At 45.6% G+C, this 23933-nt stretch carries 24 protein-coding genes; all 24 read right to left on the bottom strand.

What is annotated here, in order from left to right; all coding sequences use genetic code 11:
* Position 1: 1 nt before the first annotated feature.
* Positions 2–1783, bottom strand: coding sequence for an ABC transporter ATP-binding protein (locus tag CSX02_RS09490; RefSeq protein ID WP_031544926.1), 1782 nt, complete (start codon positions 1781–1783; stop codon positions 2–4).
* The gene (locus CSX02_RS09485; protein ID WP_099386499.1) at positions 1783–3516 is read right to left on the bottom strand and encodes an ABC transporter ATP-binding protein; all 1734 of its coding nucleotides are present in this window, start codon (positions 3514–3516) and stop codon (positions 1783–1785) included. The genes CSX02_RS09490 and CSX02_RS09485 overlap by 1 nt, the downstream gene beginning before the upstream one ends.
* Before the next feature lie 361 nt (positions 3517–3877).
* Positions 3878–4432: a DJ-1 family glyoxalase III gene (locus CSX02_RS09480; RefSeq protein ID WP_099386498.1), complete on the bottom strand. Its 555-nt coding sequence runs from the start codon at positions 4430–4432 to the stop codon at positions 3878–3880.
* Positions 4433–4450: 18 nt separating this feature from the next.
* Complete coding sequence (locus CSX02_RS09475; RefSeq protein ID WP_099386497.1) at positions 4451–5020, bottom strand: DUF1653 domain-containing protein; 570 nt, start codon at positions 5018–5020, stop codon at positions 4451–4453.
* A 20-nt stretch (positions 5021–5040) separates the two neighbouring features.
* Complete coding sequence (locus CSX02_RS09470) at positions 5041–5679, bottom strand: endonuclease III domain-containing protein (RefSeq protein WP_099386496.1); 639 nt, start codon at positions 5677–5679, stop codon at positions 5041–5043.
* Positions 5680–5684: 5 nt separating this feature from the next.
* On the bottom strand, positions 5685–6215 hold the full coding sequence (locus CSX02_RS09465) for a hypothetical protein (RefSeq protein WP_099386495.1): 531 nt from the start codon (positions 6213–6215) through the stop codon (positions 5685–5687).
* Positions 6216–6230: 15 nt separating this feature from the next.
* Entirely contained in the window at positions 6231–6881 is a 651-nt protein-coding gene (locus tag CSX02_RS09460; protein WP_099386494.1) for a hypothetical protein, read from the bottom strand.
* Positions 6882–6909: 28 nt separating this feature from the next.
* Entirely contained in the window at positions 6910–9558 is a 2649-nt protein-coding gene (locus CSX02_RS09455; protein ID WP_099386493.1) for a transglycosylase domain-containing protein, read from the bottom strand.
* 53 nt (positions 9559–9611) lie between these two features.
* Positions 9612–10259 carry a YigZ family protein gene (locus tag CSX02_RS09450; RefSeq protein ID WP_189281484.1) on the bottom strand — a complete coding sequence of 216 codons (648 nt, stop codon included), beginning with the start codon at positions 10257–10259 and terminating at the stop codon, positions 9612–9614.
* 16 nt (positions 10260–10275) lie between these two features.
* Positions 10276–10614, bottom strand: a complete 339-nt coding sequence (locus tag CSX02_RS09445) for a YolD-like family protein (protein ID WP_031544909.1) — start codon at positions 10612–10614, stop codon at positions 10276–10278.
* A complete protein-coding gene (locus CSX02_RS09440; protein WP_099386492.1) occupies positions 10598–11872 on the bottom strand; it encodes a Y-family DNA polymerase in 1275 nt (424 codons plus the stop codon). The genes CSX02_RS09445 and CSX02_RS09440 overlap by 17 nt, the downstream gene beginning before the upstream one ends.
* Positions 11873–11877: 5 nt before the next feature.
* Entirely contained in the window at positions 11878–14079 is a 2202-nt protein-coding gene (locus CSX02_RS09435) for an ATP-binding protein (RefSeq protein WP_099386491.1), read from the bottom strand.
* An 18-nt stretch (positions 14080–14097) separates the two neighbouring features.
* Positions 14098–15897, bottom strand: coding sequence for a ribosomal protection-like ABC-F family protein (abc-f, locus tag CSX02_RS09430; RefSeq protein WP_099386490.1), 1800 nt, complete (start codon positions 15895–15897; stop codon positions 14098–14100).
* A complete protein-coding gene (locus CSX02_RS09425; protein WP_034219398.1) occupies positions 15898–16104 on the bottom strand; it encodes a hypothetical protein in 207 nt (68 codons plus the stop codon).
* Positions 16105–16108: 4 nt separating this feature from the next.
* Positions 16109–17047 (bottom strand): ribonuclease HIII, encoded by a 939-nt coding sequence (rnhC, locus tag CSX02_RS09420; RefSeq protein ID WP_099386489.1) that lies wholly within the window; start codon positions 17045–17047, stop codon positions 16109–16111.
* Positions 17048–17094: 47 nt separating this feature from the next.
* Positions 17095–18105, bottom strand: coding sequence for an aspartate--ammonia ligase (gene asnA / locus CSX02_RS09415; protein ID WP_031544898.1), 1011 nt, complete (start codon positions 18103–18105; stop codon positions 17095–17097).
* Positions 18106–18221: 116 nt separating this feature from the next.
* The gene (locus CSX02_RS09410; protein ID WP_031544896.1) at positions 18222–18509 is read right to left on the bottom strand and encodes a DUF1294 domain-containing protein; all 288 of its coding nucleotides are present in this window, start codon (positions 18507–18509) and stop codon (positions 18222–18224) included.
* Positions 18506–19348 (bottom strand): bifunctional 5,10-methylenetetrahydrofolate dehydrogenase/5,10-methenyltetrahydrofolate cyclohydrolase, encoded by an 843-nt coding sequence (locus CSX02_RS09405; RefSeq protein WP_099386529.1) that lies wholly within the window; start codon positions 19346–19348, stop codon positions 18506–18508. The genes CSX02_RS09410 and CSX02_RS09405 overlap by 4 nt, the downstream gene beginning before the upstream one ends.
* Positions 19349–19400: 52 nt before the next feature.
* A complete protein-coding gene (locus CSX02_RS09400; protein ID WP_099386488.1) occupies positions 19401–20015 on the bottom strand; it encodes a cyclodeaminase/cyclohydrolase family protein in 615 nt (204 codons plus the stop codon).
* A complete protein-coding gene (locus CSX02_RS09395) occupies positions 20012–20824 on the bottom strand; it encodes an MBL fold metallo-hydrolase (protein ID WP_099386487.1) in 813 nt (270 codons plus the stop codon). Before CSX02_RS09395 ends, CSX02_RS09400 begins: the two co-directional genes overlap by 4 nt.
* Before the next feature lie 12 nt (positions 20825–20836).
* Positions 20837–21844, bottom strand: a complete 1008-nt coding sequence (locus tag CSX02_RS09390) for a phosphate acyltransferase (protein WP_099386486.1) — start codon at positions 21842–21844, stop codon at positions 20837–20839.
* A gap of 24 nt (positions 21845–21868) precedes the next feature.
* Positions 21869–22108, bottom strand: a complete 240-nt coding sequence (locus CSX02_RS09385) for an acyl carrier protein (RefSeq protein WP_031544886.1) — start codon at positions 22106–22108, stop codon at positions 21869–21871.
* 62 nt (positions 22109–22170) lie between these two features.
* Positions 22171–22605, bottom strand: coding sequence for a Zn-ribbon domain-containing OB-fold protein (locus tag CSX02_RS09380; protein WP_099386485.1), 435 nt, complete (start codon positions 22603–22605; stop codon positions 22171–22173).
* A gap of 14 nt (positions 22606–22619) precedes the next feature.
* A complete protein-coding gene (locus tag CSX02_RS09375) occupies positions 22620–23930 on the bottom strand; it encodes a thiolase family protein (RefSeq protein ID WP_031544882.1) in 1311 nt (436 codons plus the stop codon).
* Positions 23931–23933: the final 3 nt, after the last annotated feature.

The following is a 23933-nucleotide window of genomic DNA, read 5'->3' as shown; positions in this document are numbered from 1 at the left end:
CTTACGCGAACTGAGCCATATACAGTTCGTAATATGCGCCCTTCTTTTGCATAAGTTCATTATGATTTCCGCTTTCTTGGATGCCTCCGTGATTGATTACGAAGATCCGGTCTGCGTTTTTGATGGTAGACAGACGATGTGCGATTACGAAACTGGTTCGTCCCTTTAACAGCGCCTGAATACCTTGCTGTACAAGCATCTCTGTATGTGTGTCAATGCTGCTGGTTGCCTCATCCAGAATCAATACCTTCGGCATTGAAATCATGGTTCTGGCAAATGCAATCAGCTGTCGCTGTCCGATGGACAGTCCTGCACCGCGCGCCTTCAGCTCTGTATCATAGCCATTCTCGAGCTTCATGATAAAGTCATGTGCATTGACTGCCTTAGCCGCTGCAATCATCTCTTCCTCGGTTGCATCAAGCTTTCCATACATGATATTCTCACGCACGGTTCCATGGAAAATGAAATTGTCCTGCGTCATGACACCCATCTGGCGGCGCAGACTGTTGATGGTCACATCTGTCAGGTCATATCCGTCGATGGAAATATTGCCCTTTTGAATATCATAGAAGCGGCTGATCAGATTGACGATGGTTGTCTTTCCTGCACCGGTCGGTCCGACCAAAGCAATGGTCTCACCCGGTTGTGCAACAAAACTGACATCCTCAAGAACCTTCGTCTCCGCCTCTGTGCCTTCATCATATGTAAAGCCGACATGATGAAATTCGACACGACCTTCGATATCCGGCATTTCGCCGGCTTCCGGCTTGTCTACAATTTCCGCCTTTGTATCCAGGATATCAAAGACACGCTCAGCTGCCGAGATATTGGTTACCAGCTGGTTGTAGAAATTGGACAGTCTCATGATCGGACTCCAGAACATATTCGCATAGGTTGCGAATGCGGTAATCAGACCAAGAGAAGCATCCGTATATCCAAGCAGTAGAATCGCACACAGATACATCATCATGCTGCTGATTGACCAGCTTGTATCAATGGCCGGTCCAAACAAATCCGCCACGCGGCACGCAGAGATATATGCATCACGGTGTTCGTCTGCCAGTTCCCGAAAAGTTGCCTTTGTCTCATGCTCCGCATGGAAACTCTGTACCACAGAAATACCTGCGATATCCTCATGCACATAAGCATTCAGGTTGGATGCCTTCTTGCGCATTGCCTGCCAGCGATTATGGGTCCGGTTACGGATCCAGAAAATGCTGACAATCATCAACGGCATGGAGCACAAAGTCGCCAATGCCAGTCGCCAGTCCTTTACCATCAGGATTACCACAACACCGATTACGGTGATGAAGTTCGGAATCAGATTGGTAATGGTATTTGCCATAACTTCCTTTAATGAATTGACATCACCGATGATGCGGGCAAGAATTTTGCCGGTCGGTCTGTTGTCAAAAAAGGTAAAGGAAAGTGTTTGAATATGTTCATATAATTCTTCACGGATATCCAGCAAAATTTTGTTGGATACGCGATTCATCAAATACATGCGCAATTTTACAAACAACACATAGATAATTCCCAATGCCACCAGTACGCCGGCAATGATCAGCAGTCCTTTGACATCCTTCGATGCAACATGCACATCGATTGCACGCTCAATCAAAAGCGGGCTGATCAGGCTGATTGCCACGGTAATTGCCAGTGAAATCAATACCGGAATGATTTCACGGATGTGTGGCTTTAAGTATTTCATCATACGAAGAACAACTTTTTTCCGGTCCGTATGCTGTAACTGTTCGTCTTCGCGGAAGGAATTTGTTGCCATTATGCGCTCACCTCCTCTTCTTCGGTTGCTCCGTATTGTGCCAGATAGGTACGATAATAGAGTCCTTTTTGTTCCAATAATTGCTGATGGGTACCGCGCTCTGCGATTGCTCCATCCTGCAGGTAAATAATCTCATCGGCATTGCGCACCGCAGAAACACGATGTGCAACAATCATACGGGTTACCCCTGTAATGCCGTCCAGTGTCTTTTGGATTTCTGCTTCTGTCTCCATATCCAGTGCGGATGTGGAATCATCCAATACCAGAATCGGCGCATGCTTAGAGATTGCTCTGGCAATGCTGATGCGCTGCTTCTGTCCACCGGACAATCCAACGCCGCGCTCTCCGATAACGGTATCATAAGCTTCATCCATCTTTTCGATGAAATCACTTGCCTGCGCCATCTGCGCTGCACTCTTGATTTCATCCATGGTCATCTCCTCGCGGCGGCCCATGCGAATATTCTCCTCAATGGAATCCGAGAACAGGAATACATCCTGCATTACGACTGCGGAAGCGCCTCTTACCTGTTTCAGATCCATATCACGGATTTCTGTACCGTCAAGGAAAATTTCTCCTTCACTCGGATCATAAAAACGCTGTAGCAAATTGACAATGGTCGACTTGCCGGAACCGGTCTCTCCCATGATTCCAAGCGTCTTTCCGGCCTTTAATTCAAATGAGACATCCGTCAGAATCTGCTTGTCGCCAAATTTAAGCGATACATGATCGAATTTCACATTTCCGTCAATCCGGTCCACCAATACCGGATTCTCTGTGGTTGCCAGAGTCGAATGCTCTTTATAAATCTTACGAATCTTCTTTAATGATGCGAGAGAACTTGAGAAATCATTGGTAATCCATCCCAGTTCCTCCATCGGCCATGTACAGTTGCGGCTGTAAATAATATATGCAGTCAGACTTCCGAGGTCCATATGTCCACGGATAACTGCAATACCCCCCAAAACCGCGCAGGCTACCGGAAGCATCATTCCGGCAAGCTGGAAGACCGGATAGAACCGCATCAGTGTGGTCGCCTCTTTCATGTTCAGGTCGTAATAACGCTGATTATGCTTCATGAATTTGTTGATTTCATAGTCCTCACGGGCAAATGCCTTTACGGTACGAACGCCGGCAAGATTCTCCTCCGCGATGGTCGTCAGCTCAGCATTTTCCTCACTGATATCATCATAAACCTTGTCCAGTTTCTTCTCCATCAACACTGCGGTCACACCGCTGATTGCCATACATCCAAGTGGCAAAAGTGTCAGCGGCAGATTGATGGAAAACATGAAATACAGTGTCAAAATGACATTTAAAATTACTTCCATGCCCACCATTGCTTCCATGCCGACCATGTTGAATACCTTATCGATATCATCCTTTACACGGGCCATCAGTTCACCCGTATTTGCATCATCAAAATAATCAAGTGACAGTCCCTGAATATGATTAAACAGGTCTTTTCTCATCTCGGTTCCAATGGTGATACAGTTTCTGTCAAAAGTAAATTCTTTGAAATATCCTAAAAAGCTTCTTCCGACACCGATGATCACAATTGCTGCCAAGAGCAGAGCGAACCGGTGAAAGTCACGCTTTACAAGCACTTCATTTACAATTACCTTAGCCACCTGCGGATAGAACATATCGAGCACAATTGCAATCAGCATAAACACGATTGCCATCGTATAAGTTGCCCAATGTTTTTTCACATAACTGCCAAGTGTCTTCAACTTTTTCTCCTCCTTCTCTTTTTCATCTGTTTCTCTCCCGGGGATTTGACACCGCCAAAAAGGTACAAAAAAAGCCCTAGGTAAAAGATTTCTTTACCTAGGGCGCGTATGCCAAATCGTATTCAAGTGCACGCAAAAAATCACGACATTTGAATCAAATATCCCGAGGTAAAGTAAGTTTCGTTATTCACTGAAAAATCATTAAATAAATGTTTTGTTGCTAAATTGAACATAGTTCTTTACCTCACTTTCTTTCGTATTTTGTCGACCTGCAACATCATCGACATGATTCATTCTTACACTTTTGCGTTTCCGTGTCAACCCTAAATATACACTTTTTGTATAAAAAATGTATATTCGTTTACCGATAGCTGTAAACCAGTCCCTGACAAACCTTTGCCACAGCTGCATCATCCATGAAATATCTTACGATTTCCAGCGCAAACGGAATCGCAGTTCCCATTCCGCGGCTGGTAATTGTATTTTGGTCTACCGCAACCGGCTGTTCTACATGCACTGCACCGATCAGTGATTCCTCAAATCCCGGATGACAGGTTGCTTTTCTGCCCTTTAACAATTCTGCTTCGCCGAGGATCGATGGTGCCGCACAGATTGCACTGACGAGTTTTCCCTGTGCAAAGAATTCACGAATCACTTGCTGCACGGTATCATTTGCTTTCAAATTCAATGTGCCCGGCATTCCTCCCGGCAAAACAATTCCGTCATATGCAGCATAATCAGCCAGCTGTGCCTTTGTATCCGTAAAGAATTTCACCTTGTGTGAACTGGTCACACAGTCAGTTCCGTTGATGGAAATAGTTTCCACTTCGATTCCGGCTCTGCGCAAAATATCTACCACTGTCAAGCCTTCAATTTCTTCACAGCCATCGGCCATAAAAACACCTACTTTAGCCATGTCATTTTCCTCCCGTTTCTAACGCAGTCTGTCTGCAACCTCATATCTTTGTCTGGTTGCAATCGCATGCTTCAAATCATCATATCGCTTAATCAAATCACCTTTTTCGATTACCAGATCACATACCACCGCCATGGAATCGATCATGGAATCGGTAATCACATCCTTCATGGAGCTTAATACCTTATACTTCTCCTCCATGCTGTCGGCATCAAGGAATTCCATCAGCTTCGGATGAATTCCATTCACCTCGATTGGTTCAGTCACAGCCTCTACAACCGGTTCAGCAGTCACATCCGGTTCAGCAGTCACAACCGACTCAGCCGCCACATGCTCTGCATCTGTCTGTGATTCGAAAGACACTTTCTCAAAGCGCCATTTTTGCGTCACCTGCGGATATTTTTCGTGATCCACCTCACTGACAAACATTGACAGCGGTCTGGCATAAATGCCGAAATCGCCATACAAAGCCTGATAAATAACAAGTTCCTCACCCGTCTCAGAATGTTTTGCAATATTGATAATCTGATACATTTTATTTTTAAAATGCCGGTAAAATTCTCCCGGCTGTGGTCTTCGTGATTCCATAATTTCCTCATTTCTCGTTTTCAGTCAAGACTCGCTCCCCTGCAGATGTCATTTAAGACGCAGAATTCACAATTCGGTGTCGTGCGTGCACTGCATATTTTGCGCCCATGATCCACCAGTCTGTGGCATAACTGATTGCTTTCCTCCGGCGGAATAATTTTCCAGAGTTCCATTTCAACCTTCTTGGGATCTTTGATCTGATTGACCAGTCCGATTCGATTGGCCAGACGAATACAATGGGTATCCGTCACAATCGCCGGCTGCCCGTATACATCTCCCATGACCAGGTTGGCACTCTTGCGCCCGACTCCCGGCAATTTCAGCAGATCGTCCATATTATCCGGGACTTTCCCGCCAAAATCCTGCATAAGCATCTGCATGCATGCTTTGATATCGCGCGCCTTGCTCCTGCCCAGCCCGCACGGACGCACCAGTTCTTCGATTTCATCCACCGGCGCCTGTGCAAGCGATTCCATTGTCGGGAATTTTGCATAGAGGTCTTTGACCACGACATTGACACGCGCATCGGTGCATTGTGCCGCCAGTCTCACACTTACGAGCAATTTCCATGCATCATCATAATCCAGTGAACAATCTGATTCCGGATATTCCTGTTTTAGTCTGGCAATCACTTCTTTTGCCAATTCTTTTTTTGTCATAAATTCTATACCACGAAACGATTAATCATATCCAGGCCTTCCCCAAGGAAGTCTCTTTCAAAACTCAGGTTTCCATCATATCCTTTGACCATCAGATCTTCTACAGAGCCGAGCAGATTCTCATTCTGCAGAAACTCATCCGGATTCTCATGATATTGACGATGCAGTGCTTCTTCTTTCTCGACATAAGCCGCTTTGGCAGTTGCCACTTTTTCGGAATGCTGATGCTCTGTTTGCAATTGCTCAAGAGTCACATCTTCACCCGCAAAGCGGTTGACATTCTTCTTCGCTTTCTTTACAATATCCGGCTCCGCTGAACGCTTCATAGCCGGAGGCACAGCCTTCGGAGTTCTCTCATATGGTTGTTGTCTAACAGGCTGTTGATAAACAGTCTGTTGTTGTCTAACAGGCTGCGTGTAAGCAGTCTGTTGTCGTCTTTCCTGTTGCAGCGCCTGCATCTGCTTTTGCTTCTTTGCATTATTATCTGCTCGCATAATCAGCAGAATAATTACAATAATGACAATAATTCCACCCACGGTTGCCCCCCCTTCCTAAATCGTTACGCCTGTCATTTCAAGAATCAGTTGCTGAATCTGTTTGTATTCCGGCGATTGTGTCGTATGCTTCAATGCATTTTGCAATGGCATGATTAATTCATTTACCATCTTCTGATGCACCAGTTCCCGCTTACGTTCCGCACTCAGATCATACAATTCCGATATCTTATGATCCGCCAGGAAAAAACTGAGTGCATATAGATCAGGCTTTTTCCGGTTCAGATTTTCCTGCAGAATCTGAAGCAGATTCTCCACTTCACTCTGCATCATAAGCGCATTTTCTTTGCCTTTGTCCACCAATGGTAATTTGCGGATCAGCGTGTCATATGTCGAAGAAAATTCCTTATCCTGGCTGCTGATGATAAATTCATGCGCATAGGTACCCTGCAATTTTTTCAGTTCACGTGCAGTCTCAGACAAATCCATCCGATCCTGACCGATAAAATGCTGTTCCAGCCGTTCTGCCAGCTTCCGGATTTCAACTGTTGCGGCAAGACAGCTCTGATAATGCGATGCCGTCTGCGCATATCGCTTATCCATTTTTTCATAACCGTTTTTGAAATTTCTAAAAACAGAAGCTTCACAGCCCAGCCGGGCCAGAAGCTCCTTTAATTCTTTTTCTTTACTGTCTAATCCAAACATCATAAACCTTTTGCATCCTCTTTATCTGCAATCAGCCTTCCGGATTCGTATCATCCGGATCGGTCGGTTCTTCCGGAATAGCCGGATCTACCGGTTCTTCCGGGAGATCATCATCCCCAGAAGGCTGAGGATCTTCATTGCCCGGTTTTGGTTTTTTGTCCTTTTTCTGGGTATTCTCTTTCGTATGAATATCACAGGTTTGAGACAACGCATCCGCTTTGATATTATATTCGCCTTCCCCGGATCCCTCAGCAGCTCCGGTTACAAAGATGCGATGTTCCACCTCTTTTGCAGGGCAGTATTTGTTGGCAATCTTGCCGGATTTTTTACAGATATCCAGAGCAATATGTGTCTGACAGGTTTCTGTCGGAACCGTTCCGTTCTCAAAATATTCCGTAATGACCATAGAACCTCTCGGATCATGATCACAGATATTTTCCGCCGGAAGCAATCCGGATTTTGCACAGACTTTGGCCTCGACAATTCCCTTTGGTTTCTTGAAATCTTTGGTCTTCAGATCTTTGTGCACGCGTCCCATAATCGCTTTCCACAAAGTCTTGGTATATTGTGTATAGGACTGTGATGCATTATCATCGAATCCGCCCCAGATTCCGCAGGTATAATACGGGCTGTAGCCCTCCATGATGGAATCACGGTTGCTGGTTGTCGTACCGGTCTTTCCTGCCTGTGCCATGCCCAGTCCGAAGTTTGCAGGTTTACCGCTTCCCTCTGTCAACACATCTTCCATTGCTGAAGTCAGAAGCCATGAAGTCGTCTCTTTTAATACGCGGCGGGATTCCTGCGTCTCTGCCGCATCCAGGAGCACATTGCCGTCATGATCCACAACCTTGGTATAGAATTTCGGGCTTCGATAGGTTCCCGCATTGGCAATGCACGCATAGGAAGCCGTCAGCTCGAGATTGGTCACACCATTGGTCAGACCACCCAGACACAGTCCGAGCGTACGGTCTGCCGGAACCAGTGTGCTGATTCCCATATTCTCCGCATAGCTGAATGCAAGATCAACTCCAATATCCTGCAGATTCTTTACCGTAACAATATTGACGGAATCCGTAATCGCATCACGAATCGTCATATATCCGCTAAATGAGCGGTCCCAGTTATTATAGGTCTTTTTGCCAACCGTATATGGCGCGTCATCCTGCACACTCGCAAGTGTCTTGCCGCCCGCATCCAGTGCTGCTGCATAACATCCGATAATCTTAAAGCATGATCCCGGCTGTCTGGTGACATCTGATGCACGATTCAGGGTACGGTTTCCTTCTTTTTCACCACGTCCACCTGCCAGTGCGACCACATATCCGGTCTCATTGTTGATCAGTGTGCAGGCAGCCTGCGGCTGAAGGGTATAATAAACAGTCTCTGTTCCCGGGACAATCTCGCCCCCGTCCTTTAAAACTTTCTTTTTGTATTTCTCAATTGCTTTTTTGCATTCTTTTTCCGAACCGTAATTGATATCAGCCGAAGAATCGTTCTTCTGCATGGAAGCAAGCATGGTCTGATGGGTAAATGTTTTATAGGTTCCATCCTCATATTTTACCTGGAAACTCATGCTGAACGAATATTGTGTATCGACATAATAATTTTCCTGATTGTTGATTTCTTCGTCGACAATCTTCTGCAATTTCGGGTCCTGTGTTGTATAGATTTCCAGACCGCCCTGATACAGCGCCTTATATGCTTCCGACTCCGAATATCCGAGACGATTGACCAGATCATCAAAGACATCATCAATCATTGCATCCACGAAATACGAATTGATGGTTGCACCGTCGCCGGTATTGTATTCTGCAATGCGGTCATATACCTTGTCCGCGATTGCTTCATCATACTCGGACTGCTTGATATAGCCCTGCTCGAGCATCTTTGTTAATACGGTCTCACGACGCTTTGCATTCTTCTCCGGATGACGGATTGGATTATACAAAGACGGATTCTGCGTAATTCCCGCAATAACCGCGCATTCGGAGAGTGTCAGGTCCGCTACGTCCTTGTTGAAATATTTCAAAGATGCCGCTTCCACACCAAGTGTGTTCGCACCCAGGTTGATGGAATTGAGATAATTTTCCAGAATCCAGTCTTTGTTATCGACCAGTTTCTCAAGTTCCACCGCCAGATACTGCTCCTGGATTTTTCGCTGCATCTTTTCGATCATGGATGTCTCAGAAGTCCATGTGGTCAGGACATTGTTTTTGATCAGCTGCTGCGTAATCGTACTCGCACCCTGTGAGAACCTACCGTGCTGTATGCCAAGGAAAAATGCGCGCACAATACCGGTGATATCGATTCCGTTATGCTGATAAAAACGCTCGTCCTCAATCGCAACAAATGCATGCTCCAGATTGGCCGGAATTTCATCGATCGTAACATATTTACGATTGGCACCGGCAGCCACAAGTGTGCTGATTTCATTGCCTGCCGCATCATAAACGGTTGTGGAATATCCGGTTGGGGTTACATCAATTTCGGAAATATCCGGTGCGGTATCAATGATTCCTTTCCAGACTCCGATTCCTGCACTGATTGCAACCACAAGTACAATTGCAACTGCAGCAAGTACAATCTTGCCAATCCACAGTCCAATCTTATTTCTTATTTTGATTCCCTTCGCATCAAGTGCCTTCGCACGCTGCTTCACGGGTTGTTTGCCGTAATTCATATATTCCTCCTAAAATTACCTATACGGAGTGTATTATATCATTTCACAAAACATTATGCAAAAAACATCAGTTCCCCGTTTTTCAGTGCAAAAACACATTCCCCGATTTCATCGATTGCGGCAGTCGCCGCGGTCTTCTCCGTGATGGCTTTTCGAATTGCCTGATCCCGCTCCAGCGGAATGACAATTTCGATGGATACCGAATCGGCATATTGCGTATCTACCACCGGAACTGCCTCCTGAGCAAACAGATACTGCAGCTTGCCCAGACCGTTATAATCCGTGCGAATCTGCAATCTCATCCCGTTTTGCTTTTCAATCAGAGTGCAGGCATCCAGTCCCGCCGATACCGCCTGCTGGTATGCGCGCACCAAACCTCCGGTTCCCAAAAGCACGCCTCCGAAATAACGGGTCACCACCACTGCTGCATCAGTCACGCCTTCCTTTAACAGGACATCCAGCATCGGGCGCCCTGCTGTACCGGACGGTTCCCCATCATCACTGCTTCGTGTCAGTTCCTGTTTTTGTCCGATGACAAATGCACTGCAGTTATGCCGCGCATCCCAATATTTCTTTTTCATTTCCGCAAAAAAAGCATTCGCCTCCGCTTCATCCTTGACCGGGCGAACCGTTGCAATAAAGCGGGATTTTTTTTCGACAATTTCTGCTTCACCGCCTTCATATACGGATTTGATATTCATAGATCTTCCTCTTATTTCACTCAATCCCGAAATTGATTGCCAGAATATCCTCAAAGTCAATCCTGCGATTCACCACCTGCAGAACTTTCGCAGACGGATCGATTCGCGATACAATTCCGGTCATTTTGATATATTCTTCTTTGTCATAATATACGACAGTAATCAGGCTTCCCTTCTCGATTTGTTTCATCTTTTCATCGAGTTCCGAAAGCATTTCTTCCGACAGTTCTTTTTTGGGCACAATGATTTTTTCTTTTGCCGCCAGTGCCTCATCGAGTCCCTTAAGCGCAGCAAACGGCATAAACTGCTTTGCCCGCTCCTCCCGCGGCATGTTATTTCTAGGTTTCGATGCCACTGCGGTGCCCTCCTATCTGTCCGTTTCTCTCTATGGTTGTCGCATTCTCTTCAAGATTCATTCCTTTCAGGATTGCATTCTTGCCGAACTTTTCTTTGATATGAAGCACAGCTTTTTGCATCTTGCGATTCTTGTCGAGCTCCGCCGCATCCGTGAAGAAATTATATTGATAACATTCTTCGGGCACAACATGATTGCAGGTCAGGTTGATGCGCTTAATGCGATAATTCGGATTCACGATGCGCATATACAATTCCTCGATGGCAGGAACCAGCATGATATCCGCATTCGTCTGCACAGGAACAGAAGCTGTCCCATGCGCCGGCTCGGCCGCATATTGATTGTCATAGCCGATATGAAGTGTGACGGAATTCGTCACGAGATCCTTGGCGACCATATCCAGACACAACAGGTCCATCATCTCTTTGACAACCAGCTTGCCATCCTCAAAGGCATAGGATTCTCCAAGCACCTGTCCGCTCGTCAGCGAATTGTTCTGCGGGCGGAAATTTTTGATATCCGCAATTGTCGTCGTCTCCCGTCCCCATGCATGGTCAATCAGAAGTTCCGCATCGATTCCGAAAATGCGATAAAGCATCTCCTCGTTTGCATGTGCAATTTCACGCATCGTATAGATGCCATATCGTGCCAGCCGTCTGGCTGTCCCCGGTCCTATCCTCCAGAAATCGGTCAGTGGCTTATGATCCCACAAAGTCTGCTGATACCGCTGTTCATCCAGTTCTCCGACGAATTCCGGTGAATGTTTGGCTGTGATATCGAGTGCTATCTTGGTCAGATACAGGTTTGTGCCGATTCCGCAGGTCGCCCTGATTCCGAGCTCCTCATAGATATCCGAAACAATGCGCATTCCCAGTTCCCGCGGTGTCATCTGATACAGGTGCAGATATTCCGTCACATCCATAAATGCCTCGTCTATGGAATAGACATGAATATCTTCTTTTGCTATATAGCGCAGATAAATCGCATAAATTCTGGCCGCATAATCAATATATAACTGCATGCGCGGCACTGCTGCAATATATTCGACTCCCTTTGGGATTTCAAATACACGGCAACGATTGTGAATCCCTTTTGCCTTCATCGCCGGTGTGATTGCCAGACAGATGGTCTTCTCCGAGCGGCTCAGATCCGCCACAACCAGATCGGTTGTCATCGGATCGAGTCCACGCTCCACACATTCCACAGAAGCATAAAAAGATTTTAAATCAATACATATATATCTGCGTTCTTTTTCCATACTGTTTACATCCAATCAATGAAGGTTTCTGCCAGCTTCTCCGGACTGAGCGGCTTGGTCAGATAATCCGCGAATCCCATATTCAGGAACTTCTCGCGCAGGTCTTCTCCCACATTGGCAGTCAGCATAATCACAGGCGTATCATGATTGAGATTCTCCGCATCCGAACGCATCATGACAAAAGCCTCATCACCATTCATCTCTGGCATCAGATGATCCATAAAAATCAAATCAAACTGATGCTTTTTGGTGATTTTCAGGGCTTCGCTGCCATTATGTGCATCATAAATTTCAAAATGCGTTTTCTTGGTCAATGCATGAAAGACCTCACAGTTCATCTCATTGTCATCCACATAGAGGATTTTGCCCTCCGCATCTTCCGGAATCTCATAAGTCAGTTCATGTGCTTCCTGCATATTCAGGTATTCCTTGAAATCCGGAATATATTCGTCGGACATTTTCGGTTGCTTCACGCGGAAAGAAAACAGGCTTCCCTTATTATATTCACTTTGCACTTCGAGTTTGGACTCCATTTGTTCGAGCAGCTGCTTGCAAATGTTCAGCCCCAGACCTGTGCCCTGGATTCCGTGCACGCGTGCCTCATCAATGCGCTCATATGCCTGAAACAAAAGTGCAATATTTTCTTTTTTGATTCCGATTCCGGTATCTTCCACTTCAACATGAAGATAATAATCCTCGAAACGCTGCTCGCCAAACAATCGCAGGCTGACAGAGCCGCTTGCGGTATACTTGATTGCATTGCTGATCAGATTCATAATGACCTGGCGCAAACGCAATTCGTCGCCCAGGAGTCGTTTCGGCAAAAACGGATCAAGTTCAATCTTTAATTCGAGTGATTTCTTTTGTGCCTTCGGCAAAGCCATCGCATAGATTGCCTTGACCATATGCAGGATTTCATATTCTTTCGGAAGAATTGCCATGCTCTTTGCATTGATTTTCGAGAAATCCAGCACATCATTGATCAACATAATCAAGGTCTCTGTTGAAACTTTGATATATTCCGCATATTTTCGCAATTCCTCATTTGTCTCATCGCGCAGAATCATCTCATTCATTCCGAGAATCGCATTGGCCGGCGTACGCATCTCATGTGAGATATTGGCCCAGAAGCGCGATTCGCGCGCGATCTTTGCCTGTGCCTCCTCAAGTTCCTGCTGATGCTTTAAGATTTCTTCCGTCCGGTCATAAGCGGTAATATAAACACCGATATATTGCTGACGATCATCAAACAAACGCTTCGCCTCAAACTGGAAAATCGTATGTTTTTCTTCGATCATGATTTCTTCTTCCCAGTAGGTTCCGTCCTCTTCGCTGTCATTATCGCTGTAGCGGTCCCGCCACTCGCGATAAATGCTCGAAAGCCAGTCCAGCTGATGTGTCTTGTTCACCAGGTTTTTGGCTGCTTTATTGGCATAAACCAGACGGCCGTCCTGATCGAAACAGGTCACCATATTATTCAGCTCACGCGATACGATTTTCAGCACATTATTCATCAGTGAGCGCGGTATATAAGAGAATGAAAAATAAGTCAGCACCACGGATACGATTCCATAAAAAATAATGGAAAGATTAAACGGGGTCTTTATCGTAATGGAGATTCCGTCTGCCGCGAGCAACAGCAAAAATCCCAGGATAATCAAAATATATTTCTTTCGATAAAATGAAATGGTCGAAATCATCTTTTGGATCAGCCAGATTAATACAATGGCTGACAGAAAATAGCAAAATCCGAGATGTGCACGATAAAACACGGTCGAATTTTGCATTTGATAGGCATCAATTCCATAACGCGTATCATGAATGAGATGCACTGAAAAAGCATGGCGATAAAAGATATTGCACGCCATTGAAACCGAGTCGGCAATCACTCCGATATAGCTGAGTAACAGGACAACACGTCCTCGAAATCTGCTGTCGGTATATGAAATAATATATTCCATAAACATTAACAGAATCCAGTCGATTCCGAGGGAAAACAGACACATCCAGATCAATGCATGATGTTCATTGATTGATGTCACATATAATGCATAGGCAATCATTGCCAAAAAGATGCTGACGCACACTTTGCGCAATGAGATTGCCAAATCCCCTTTCTTGCGGAACGTAACGATCGTGCACACCAAAAGTGCAACCTCCACCGCCAACATGACTCCCAGAAAAACCAATTTATAATCGATATTCATGACTAACTCCTCATCATATTACTCGATATCCAAATAAATCTGATACCAGTCGAGACACGCAGTGGTCAGCGCATCCTCCCGGATCTCAATCTGCTTTTCCTCTCCATCCAGCAAAGCCTTATCCAGCGCAGACCATGCCTCCTGCAATGGCTCCGCCGCCAGTCGCAGACGCCATTGTACATATGCCACCTCCGTGCTCTGCTCCCTTGCCTGCATTCTCTGCGGCTTTGGCACAGCCTGAAGTCCCGCGACAAGTGCCTGGTCTTTGGCCAGGACGAGTGCTGTCCGCTCCGCGGAATCTGCGGATTTCATATGGGTCAGATAATGTTCATATCCGAATGGATAATAATATACCATGCCCTCATCGAATAGTAAAATCGCATCTGCCACTTTTGAGACAAAATAACGGTCATGCGATACAAACAGGATACTCCCTTTGTAGTCCGAAAAGATGGACTCCAACATTTCTTTCGCCGGAATATCCATATGATTGGTCGGCTCATCCATAATCAGAAAGTTCGGACCGCTCTGCATCAGCTCTGCCAGATACAGGCGTGCTCTTTCACCGCCTGACAATGACGATACACGTTTATTCACATCTTCTCCGCGAAACAGGAAACAGGCCAGTCTGCTATGCAATTCTTTTTCACTCAAAGATCCAAAATGCGCGCGAAAATGCTCCAGCACGCTCTTTTCATCCGAAAATTCCGCAGCCTTTTGGTCAAAATATCCCCATAGCACCTTTTCAAATATGCGGCTGGTTCCTTTCAACGGTTGCAGGTCGCCGCATACCGTCTTTAAAAAAGTGCTCTTGCCGATTCCGTTACGGCCAATCACTGCAATCTTTTGCCCGCGTTTAATGCGAAGCGATAATTCTGCAAGGGGATGATTTTTCTGATATCCGATGATCAGATCCTGTGCTTCGTATATCCATTTTGGCCCCAGATATCGCGGCACGAATTCCGCAGTCATGGTTCCCATATCTTCCTTGGGTTTTTGAATCTGCCTGATCCGCTGCAATTGTGTTTTCTTTGCCCGCGCAAATCCGGCCTTATTCGGCTTGTTTTTGAATTTGGAAATCAATTCGTTCAGGCGTTTGATTTCCTCCTGCTGCGCCAGATATTGCTTCATCTGTATCTCATTGTTCTTGCGTTTCTGCGCGCGATACTGTGAATAATTTCCGGCATAACGAACCAGCTCATGATCCCAAAGTTCATAGGTAATCTGCGCCACACGGTCCAGGAAAAAACGGTCGTGTGAAACAAAAATAACCGCCTTGGGATATGTCTTCATATATTCCTCGAGCCATTCCACCGTCTCCATGTCCAGATGATTGGTCGGCTCATCACAAAGCAGCAAATCCGGTTTTTGCAAAAGAAGCAAAATAAAAGCAAGCTTGGTCCGTTCTCCGCCGGAGAAGGTATCCATGCTTCGCGTACGGTCAGACTTTGCAAAACCAAAACCGGTAAAAAGCCGCATAAATTCCATCTCAAATAAATATTGTTCTTTTGAAAACGGTTCGAACGGCGGCATATGATCTCTCATATACGCCTCCACCGGCCGATGATCGTCCAGGTCCTGCAGTTGCCGCAAAAAACCATAGCTCAGCCTGCGTGAACTGCGGATAGCAGCTCCCCTTCGCTTATCATCCGCATCCGGGTCAATCTCACCCATAATGGTGCGCAGCAATGTAGTTTTTCCGGCTCCGTTTGGTCCGACAAGCGCAATCTTGTCATGCTCACGAATTTCCATCGACACATGACTCAGGATGGTTTTGCCGCCCAGGGATACCGTCAGGTCCCTTAATTCCAAAAGCATTTAACTCAAATCCTTCAAACTGTCAAACAATTCCAGGTCTTCCTGCATCACTTTCAAATTCCCGGTAATCGGCTCTTCTCCCGGCTTGGTCACCGTAATTTCGATGACAGTCCCCTCCGGCATTCCTCCACGAAATACATAGCTCAAAAAAGCAGTAAATTTCGGATGATTGGACTGAAATTTATTTTTTGCAGCCATCATTTTCATGATATTACCTGGCTTGATCATATAACTGTCTCACTTTCTCAACATTTGCAAAATTCATTTTTGCAATCTTTTGTAAAATATCCGGTCCCTGTTCTTCAAGCAGGGCCGCAGCAAATGCATCGACGCCGTTTCCCGCACCGAGCGGAATGCCTTCCGGATGTCCGATGGATTCCGCAAGCAGATCCATCTCCTTAAGGAACCGGGCACGGCTGATCATGGATGCGCATGCGACTGCCATACACTGATCCTCCGCTTTCGTCATAAAGCAGATATCCTTTATCACATTTGCTTCTCCGGAAAGATGACGATAATAAGCTGCAGGAGGTTCAAATTGATCCACGACCACCAAAACAGAATCATCCTGCAGCTGTTTTTTCAAACGAAAAAGGCAATCATTGTGAATCAGCGCCTTCACCTGATTCATATTGATTCCGTTTGCCCGCATCCGGTTGTATTCCTCATTGCCCAATACTCTGGTGACATGAGGAACCACTTCCATGATTTGCGGTACAATCCGGCAAATTTTCTCATCCGTCAGTTTCTTGGAATCACGCACACCCAGCTGCCGCAAAAGTGCAAACTGCTCTTCCCTGACAAAGGCTGCCGTGACCACAATCGGTCCGAAGAAGTCTCCTGTACCGACTTCATCGCTGCCGATGGCTGTTGTGTCCGTATAGACGGCAGGCGCAACGACTGCCTTTGCCTGAGGCTCGGATGTCTGTTTCTGCATCCACGCATTCCAGATGCTGCTCTCACGTTCGGCACCTTTTCCCTGAAACATTAATTTCCCAGATTGGTAAAGCGTAATGGTGCAATCCTCCGTTTTTGCCTGAAAAATTGCATATTGTGGTGTCTTCTCGCAAAAGTCATCACAATAAAACTTTGTTAATTTTTCTTTTAATTTTTCATCCGCTTTTAACACAACCGTAAGATTGCCAGCCATAACACTCGTTCCTTTTTTCGATTTCGTTTTTTAATTTTCAGGCCCAATTATAAAAGTGTAATTCCGGCCTTTGCACATTTCTCTTCCATTTCGGTCGGCCACAGTGAACTCTGCACCTCGCCGATATGCGCCTTGCGCAGGAAGAACATACAGATACGGGACTGTCCGATACCGCCGCCGATTGTATAAGGAAGCTTCTTTTCGAGAATATCTTTCTGGAATGGCAGATTTGCGCGTTCCGGACATCCTGCTTTTTCGAGCTGTTCCGCAAGGGAGTTTTCATCGACACGAATTCCCATGGATGAAAGTTCCAATGCGATATCCAGTACAGGATAGTATACTATTATATCCGCATTTAACTTCCAGTCATCATAATCCGGTGCGCGTCCGTCATGCGGTTCGCCGTTTGCAAGCTTGTCTCCGATCTGCATCAGACAGACAGCGCCCTTCTCTTTTACAATCAGATATTCGCGCTCTTTTGCGGTCTTGTCCGGATACATTTCCAGCAAGCGATCTGTCGTAATAAAATAGATATCTCTCGGAAGGATCAGATCCACAAAATCATACTGGATTGCCATATACTGTTCTGTCTTGCGCAGACATTTGTAAATGGTTTTTACCGTCTCCTTTAAGGTGTCAATTGTACGTTCCTCTTTGGTGATAATTTTTTCCCAATCCCACTGGTCTACAAAGATCGAATGAATATTATCTGTCACTTCATCGCGACGGATTGCATTCATATCGGTATATAAGCCTTCACCAACCTGAAAACGGTAGCGGTTCAATGCATATCGTTTCCACTTTGCCAATGAATGTACAATTTCTGCCTCCTGTCCGTTCTGTTCCTTAATATCAAAGGAAACCGGACGTTCCACACCATTCAAATTGTCATTCAATCCCGTTGTCGGGTCTACAAACAACGGTGCGGTCACTCGACGAAGATTCAGTCGGGTGGAAAGCATTCCCTGGAAGAAGTCTTTCACAATCTTGATTCCGTGTTGCGTTTCATAGAGATCCAGTTCACTTTGATAGTGCTCCGGGATAATTAAGTTATGCATCTTTTTCTCCTCTTCTGATTCATATACTTTCATACAATTTTACTTACCATTTTATCTTTTTCCCATCGGATTCTCAAGACTTTCTCTCACTTTCCGAATAAAGTAAAGTATCCCTGTCATGAAAGCCCGAAATGTGCCATGCAAAATATTAAAACGACAATATGCAGGGCAAGAATTACCGGCATAAAGATTACAAAATACCAGTGTCTGGTTTTATGTCGAAAAATCTGCATTCCCATCACGGTTCCAAAGCTTCCGCCCAGCAGCGAAAACAAAAATAATACCTTTTCCGGAATTCTCCATTTTTTAACGATTGAACGGTGTTTATCCACGCCCATTACGACAAATCCCGCCAGATTCATCAGGATCAGATATCCAAAAATGATTTTCCATGTCAAACTCATTTTTTTGCCGCCTCTACCACATGACGAACAAGAATGCTGGTCGTCACTGCGCCAACGCCACCCGGAACAGGAGTGATTGCCGCAACCTCATCGGCCTCCTCAAATATGACATCGCCACAGAGCTTCTGCTTCTGTTCATTCCATCCGATTCCCACATCGATGACCGTCTGCCCCGGTGCGAGGAATTCTTTTCCAATGCTCTCCATCTGACCGGATGCGCAAATTACAATATCTGCCTCACGAACAATCTCGGCCATATTCTGTGTCTTCGTATGGCAAATGGTAACGGTTGCATTGGCATGCATCAAAAGCATTGCAACAGGTCTGCCGATGACGAGAGAACGTCCGATGACCACTGCCCGTTTACCTGCAGGATCGATTCCGTAAAATTTCAGGATTTCCATTGCAGCTTCCGCTGTACATGGTGCAAATCCGGATTTTGAGTTCGTAAAGACTCCCGCAAGTGAGCCATCCGTACAACCGTCCACATCCTTTTGCGGATTCAGCATGCATCTTGCGCGCTCACCGTCGAGATGTTTCGGCAGTGGACGGAACATCAGAATGCCATGAATCTGATTATCGCTGTTCAAATTCTCTAATGTTTCAAAGAATGATTTTTCATCTATATCTTCAGGTAAGATGATATTTTTGACTGCAACCCCTGTATTTTCGCACCGTTTCATCGTTCCGCGTTCATATGACAGGTCATCCTCCCGCTCGCCTACACGAAGAATTGCAAGCGTCGGCGTGATTTTATCCTGTTTTAACTTTTCTACTTTCTCACGGATTTGTGCGCTGATTGCGTCCGCTACAGGTTTTCCTTTTAAAATATCAGACATCTTATACTCCTTGTTGTCACTTTCAGTCAATTGAATGATGCAGTTCTGTTGTTTAATATTTTGCATAAACGCTTTCAAAAACTAGGTCTGCAAGACTAGAAAATTCTTTTAGCATGCAATCTGTTTTTTCATCCAATTCTTTTGCACAGGTACGGTCTTTCATCGATTTGGTATTGATTTTCACATTGACGGCCGCACTCTTTAATGCCGCAAGACCGATTGCAGCTGCGCAGGCTGCATCGCTGAGCATCATAATGCTGCCATTCTTTGCAAATTCGTCTGCAAGCTGAATCACCTGCGCACTTAAATCCAGAATTTCCATCGGGACAGCAGCCGCCTGCTGCAAACATGCTTCCATAACCGTATCGCGGTCCGGATCGTCCTTCGGAATCGCATACGCCTTTGACAACGGCTCAAATGCAGCTGCATCCTTTTCGATGCATGCAAGCAATTGTTCCCTTAATTCCTGTGCCTTTTGCATCGCAAGGCGGATTTCCGGTTCCACCTTGGCATATTTCTTTTTTCCGACTGTAAATTCACCGACCATATCGGCCAGCGCAGCTGCAAGTGCGCCTGCATAGGCTGCAGCCCCGCCTCCTCCCGGCACCGGAGTTTTTGATGCCAGCTGTTCTGTAAATTTCCTCAATGATTGTTCTGTAAAATTCATGATTCTGCACTCTCTTCCTTGATAATGATACATATTATATCATTGATTTGCGGATTGCGCATTTCCAAAAAATAGACCATCCCGCGATAACGGTTGATCCATGTATATACCAGCAAATGACCTCTTTTCTTGCCGACAATCTCTGTACATTCCATGAACTTGTGCAGAATCTCTTTCGGGAATGTGCGCAGAAAATGTCCCAGTAGGAATGTATCAAACTCCAGATTCATCATCTTTTGCAAAGTCTTTTGATAGACCGGCAGGGGCTGGCAGCCGTCCATAAACAGGCACATTTGCGGAGTTGCGGCATCTCCTGCCAAAAGCAGCCGTTTCTCGCGTATCAGAGCGCCTACGGAGCCTGCTGTATGCCCCGGCAGTGCGACAATCTCTATGGCCAGACCTCCAAGGTCAAACACGCTGTCATCCGCCAGCGGACGGATTTTGGCCACCTGTTCCTCCGACAGACTCTCCCGCAGCTTCGAAAGCGGGCGCTTGTGTGTCCGCTCAAGCTCCTCAATGCAGCCGCGCATCAGCGGCAGCAATTCAAAATCTCTTTGATTCAAATAGATTTCATCAAACTGGCAATTGCCTCCGATATGATCAAAATGCCCGTGGCTGTTTATCACAATCACGGGCAAGTTGGTCAACTGATGAATAAATCCTTTTAAATCGCCCAGCCCCAGCATGGTATCAAACAGCAGCGCTTTCTGTGTTCCGATTACAAGTGTCGCACAGTTTTCGCGTTCGTCCTGTAGCTGGTATATTCCGGTATCAATTTCCTGTAATTTAAAATCAGTATTCGTATTCAATTTCTTTCGTCCTTATTTCTTCTTTGCACCTGCGGCTCTTACAGCAGAAATAACAACATTTCCCTTAATCTCGGATACAGGGGCTCCACGTGAGCAGTCACATACGACGCTGTTGAATCCCTGAAGCATTGGTCCGTATGCATCTGCATGACCAAATTGCTGGATCAATTTAACAGAGGTATTACCAACATTCAGATCAGGCCAGATCAATACATTGGCCTTTCCTGCAACTTTGCTTTCTCTCTGAACCTTCTTTGCTGCAACAGCAGGAACGATGGCTGCATCCAGCTGGAATTCTCCGTCGATCGCAAGATCCGGACGCTGCTCCTGCGCAATTGCAAGTGCCTCCTTCACCTTGTCGATCAACTCTCCCTGTCCGCTTCCAAGAGTAGAATAGGAAATCATTGCACATCTTGGTTCCCATCCTAACAGATCATGAACGGTATCACAAGCAGAAATTGCAATACTTGCAAGCTGCTCCGGATTCGGGTTGGTGCATACAGCGGAATCACCTACTGCAAGTAAGCTTCCTTCCGAACCTTCAAATCCAGGGATATCGCATAATCCGATAGAAGAAATGGTAGAGATTCCCGGCTTTAATCCGATAATCATCTGACCAGCCAGAAGTACATCACCGGTGGTATTGTCGATACCTGCGAAGGTAACATCCGCATCACCGATTTTCTGCATTGCCATTGCATAATACAATGGGTCTTCCATACGGCGTCCCAATGCCTTTTCTTTTAATTTGGTATCCTCTAATGCTACATAGCGCTCGATGACGCTGTTCTTGTAGCTCTCTTCATGAATATCAACAACCTTAAATACATTGATATCATAGCCGCGTTCCGCTGCCAGTTTTTTGATGGTCTCCTCATCTCCTACGAGTACAGGAATGATATATCCTTCCTGTCCGCATTCATAAGCAGCCTGCATCATTTTTTCATTTTCGGCTTCCGGGAAGGCAACTTTCTGAGGATCAGCTTTTGCTTTTTCATAAATCTGATCTAATACACTCATTTTTTGCTCCTTCTTGAGGAAAAATTATAATTCCTCTTCTACCTTATCAACAAGTTCTCCGATTGTCTTGCATGCAGCTGCATCAGCAAGTGCTACCATTGCATCCAATTCGTTCTCGATTTCGGAAACAAGTCCTACCATCTGTACGGAAGCGCCCTTTAAATCCTCACCGAATACAGAATCCACACTAAGTGTGGAAGCATCTACACCATAAGAGTTTGCTACTAATTCAATAATCTTTTCTTCTAATTCTTTACGATCCATTTTAAAATCTCCTTTTTTCTAAATCTTTTATCTAAATATGATTCATCATATTGGGAACTGTATTACTGTAAATATTTCTCATCGAGATCAAAGACAACCGTCTTGTAATCAACGCCCGGCTGCTGATAGATTGCAGCATGTACCTCAACCGGAAGTAAGCCCTCTTCCATGATCTTCTTGCGGATCTTCTTGGTCATTCCGCGAACGACACCGTTGAAGCGTGCTCCTTCTTCGAGCTCGATTTCACCATATGCATATTTTCCCATATCCTTATAATCCGGCTTTGAAGAAAGAGCAGCCGGCATTACGATGGAATGCATCTTGGCATTTCCTGAAATCTCATACCAGTCGGTATGTAAGCATCCACATGTATTGCATGCGTAAACCGGTGGAAATTCAACGGCTCCGCACTCCGGACATTTACGTCCCATGATCTTGCCTTCTTCGAGTGCCTCGTAGAAAGGCTGAACAATTTTCTCTAATTTAACTTCACCCATTGTCTTTCCTCCTGTTAGTCTTCGATTGTCTTAAGCACAACTGCGGCTACGTTCTGAGCTCCGCCGTATCCTCTGAGCATTGCGGTCTTTGGAAGTTTCTTCACCTGACGCTCGCCACATTCACCACGCATCTGCTTGCAGCACTCATATACATCTGCAAGACCTGAAGCGGCATGTGCATGACCAAAGGAAGTACGACCACCATTGGTATTGATTGGCTTGTCTCCGTCATATGCGGTACGTCCTTCACAGATGTATTTCCATCCTTCGCCATATGGAAGATATCCGGCGATTTCGGCAGAAATCAAATGAGAAGTAATAATAAAGTCGTTTGCAAAGAAGATATCAAGATCATCTCCGGTTACACCGGTGCGATCATAGACTTCTTTCACCGCATTCTCGGTTGCGCGAATCTCAAAATGAGGATTAATTGCATTGTAAGAAGAAGCTCCTACACCAAGAATTTCGATTGGCTTATGCTTTAAGTTCTTGCAGATTTCCGGAATCTTCTCGGTTGCACAAACGATAACTGCTGCTGCACCGTCGCACTTCAGCTCTAAGCAGGCTGCACGGAGGAAATCACCCATACGTGGGTTGTATGGACTTCTTAAGTAATCCAGATCGGTTGCGAAGCCATTTTGCTCTGCAATTTCCTGATAGGTCTCATGAACGATTGCAAGAGGGTTCTTGCTGGCATTTCTGCGGTTGTTGATGCACATCCAGTTTAAGGTGTCATCCATCTGCTCTGCAGTAATGCCACGGGTACGTACATATTCTTCTGCGGCATCATCATAGATCAGTTCCATTGGAGCCATCATGGCACGTGCATAAACACGGTCATATAACCACTTGGTGGTGAAAAGGAATTTCTCCATGGTAACCTTTTCTCTCTTATATGGATGCTTTGGAGTCTCCACACTGTCATTCGGATAAGCATTGCTGTCACCGAATTCCACGGCGCCGGTCATAACACAATCATACTTTCCGGATGCTACATAGTTTGCAGCAAGATCAAGTGCAAGATATCCGGTACAGCATGCTTCGGAATGATGGATAGAACCTTTTCCTTTCATGCCAAACCAGTTTCCGCAATGAATATTCGGAGTCAGCTGGTTGGAGCCGGCAAGCGGAGATGCCTGTCCGTGGAAATAATAGTCTACATCCGTTGCACGAATGCCTGCATCCTCCATTGCGGACAATGCTGCATATCCAAGTAATTCGTGTTCCGTCAAATTGTTGGTTTCAGGATTATCCACCGTATACATAAATGGTGTACATCCGACACCGATAATCGAAACACTTCTTCCATACATACTTTTGCTCATAAA

The organism is Agathobacter ruminis, assembly GCF_002735305.1.
GTDB classification, from domain to species: domain Bacteria; phylum Bacillota; class Clostridia; order Lachnospirales; family Lachnospiraceae; genus Roseburia; species Roseburia ruminis.
This window is presented reverse-complemented; position numbering and strand designations above follow the sequence as displayed.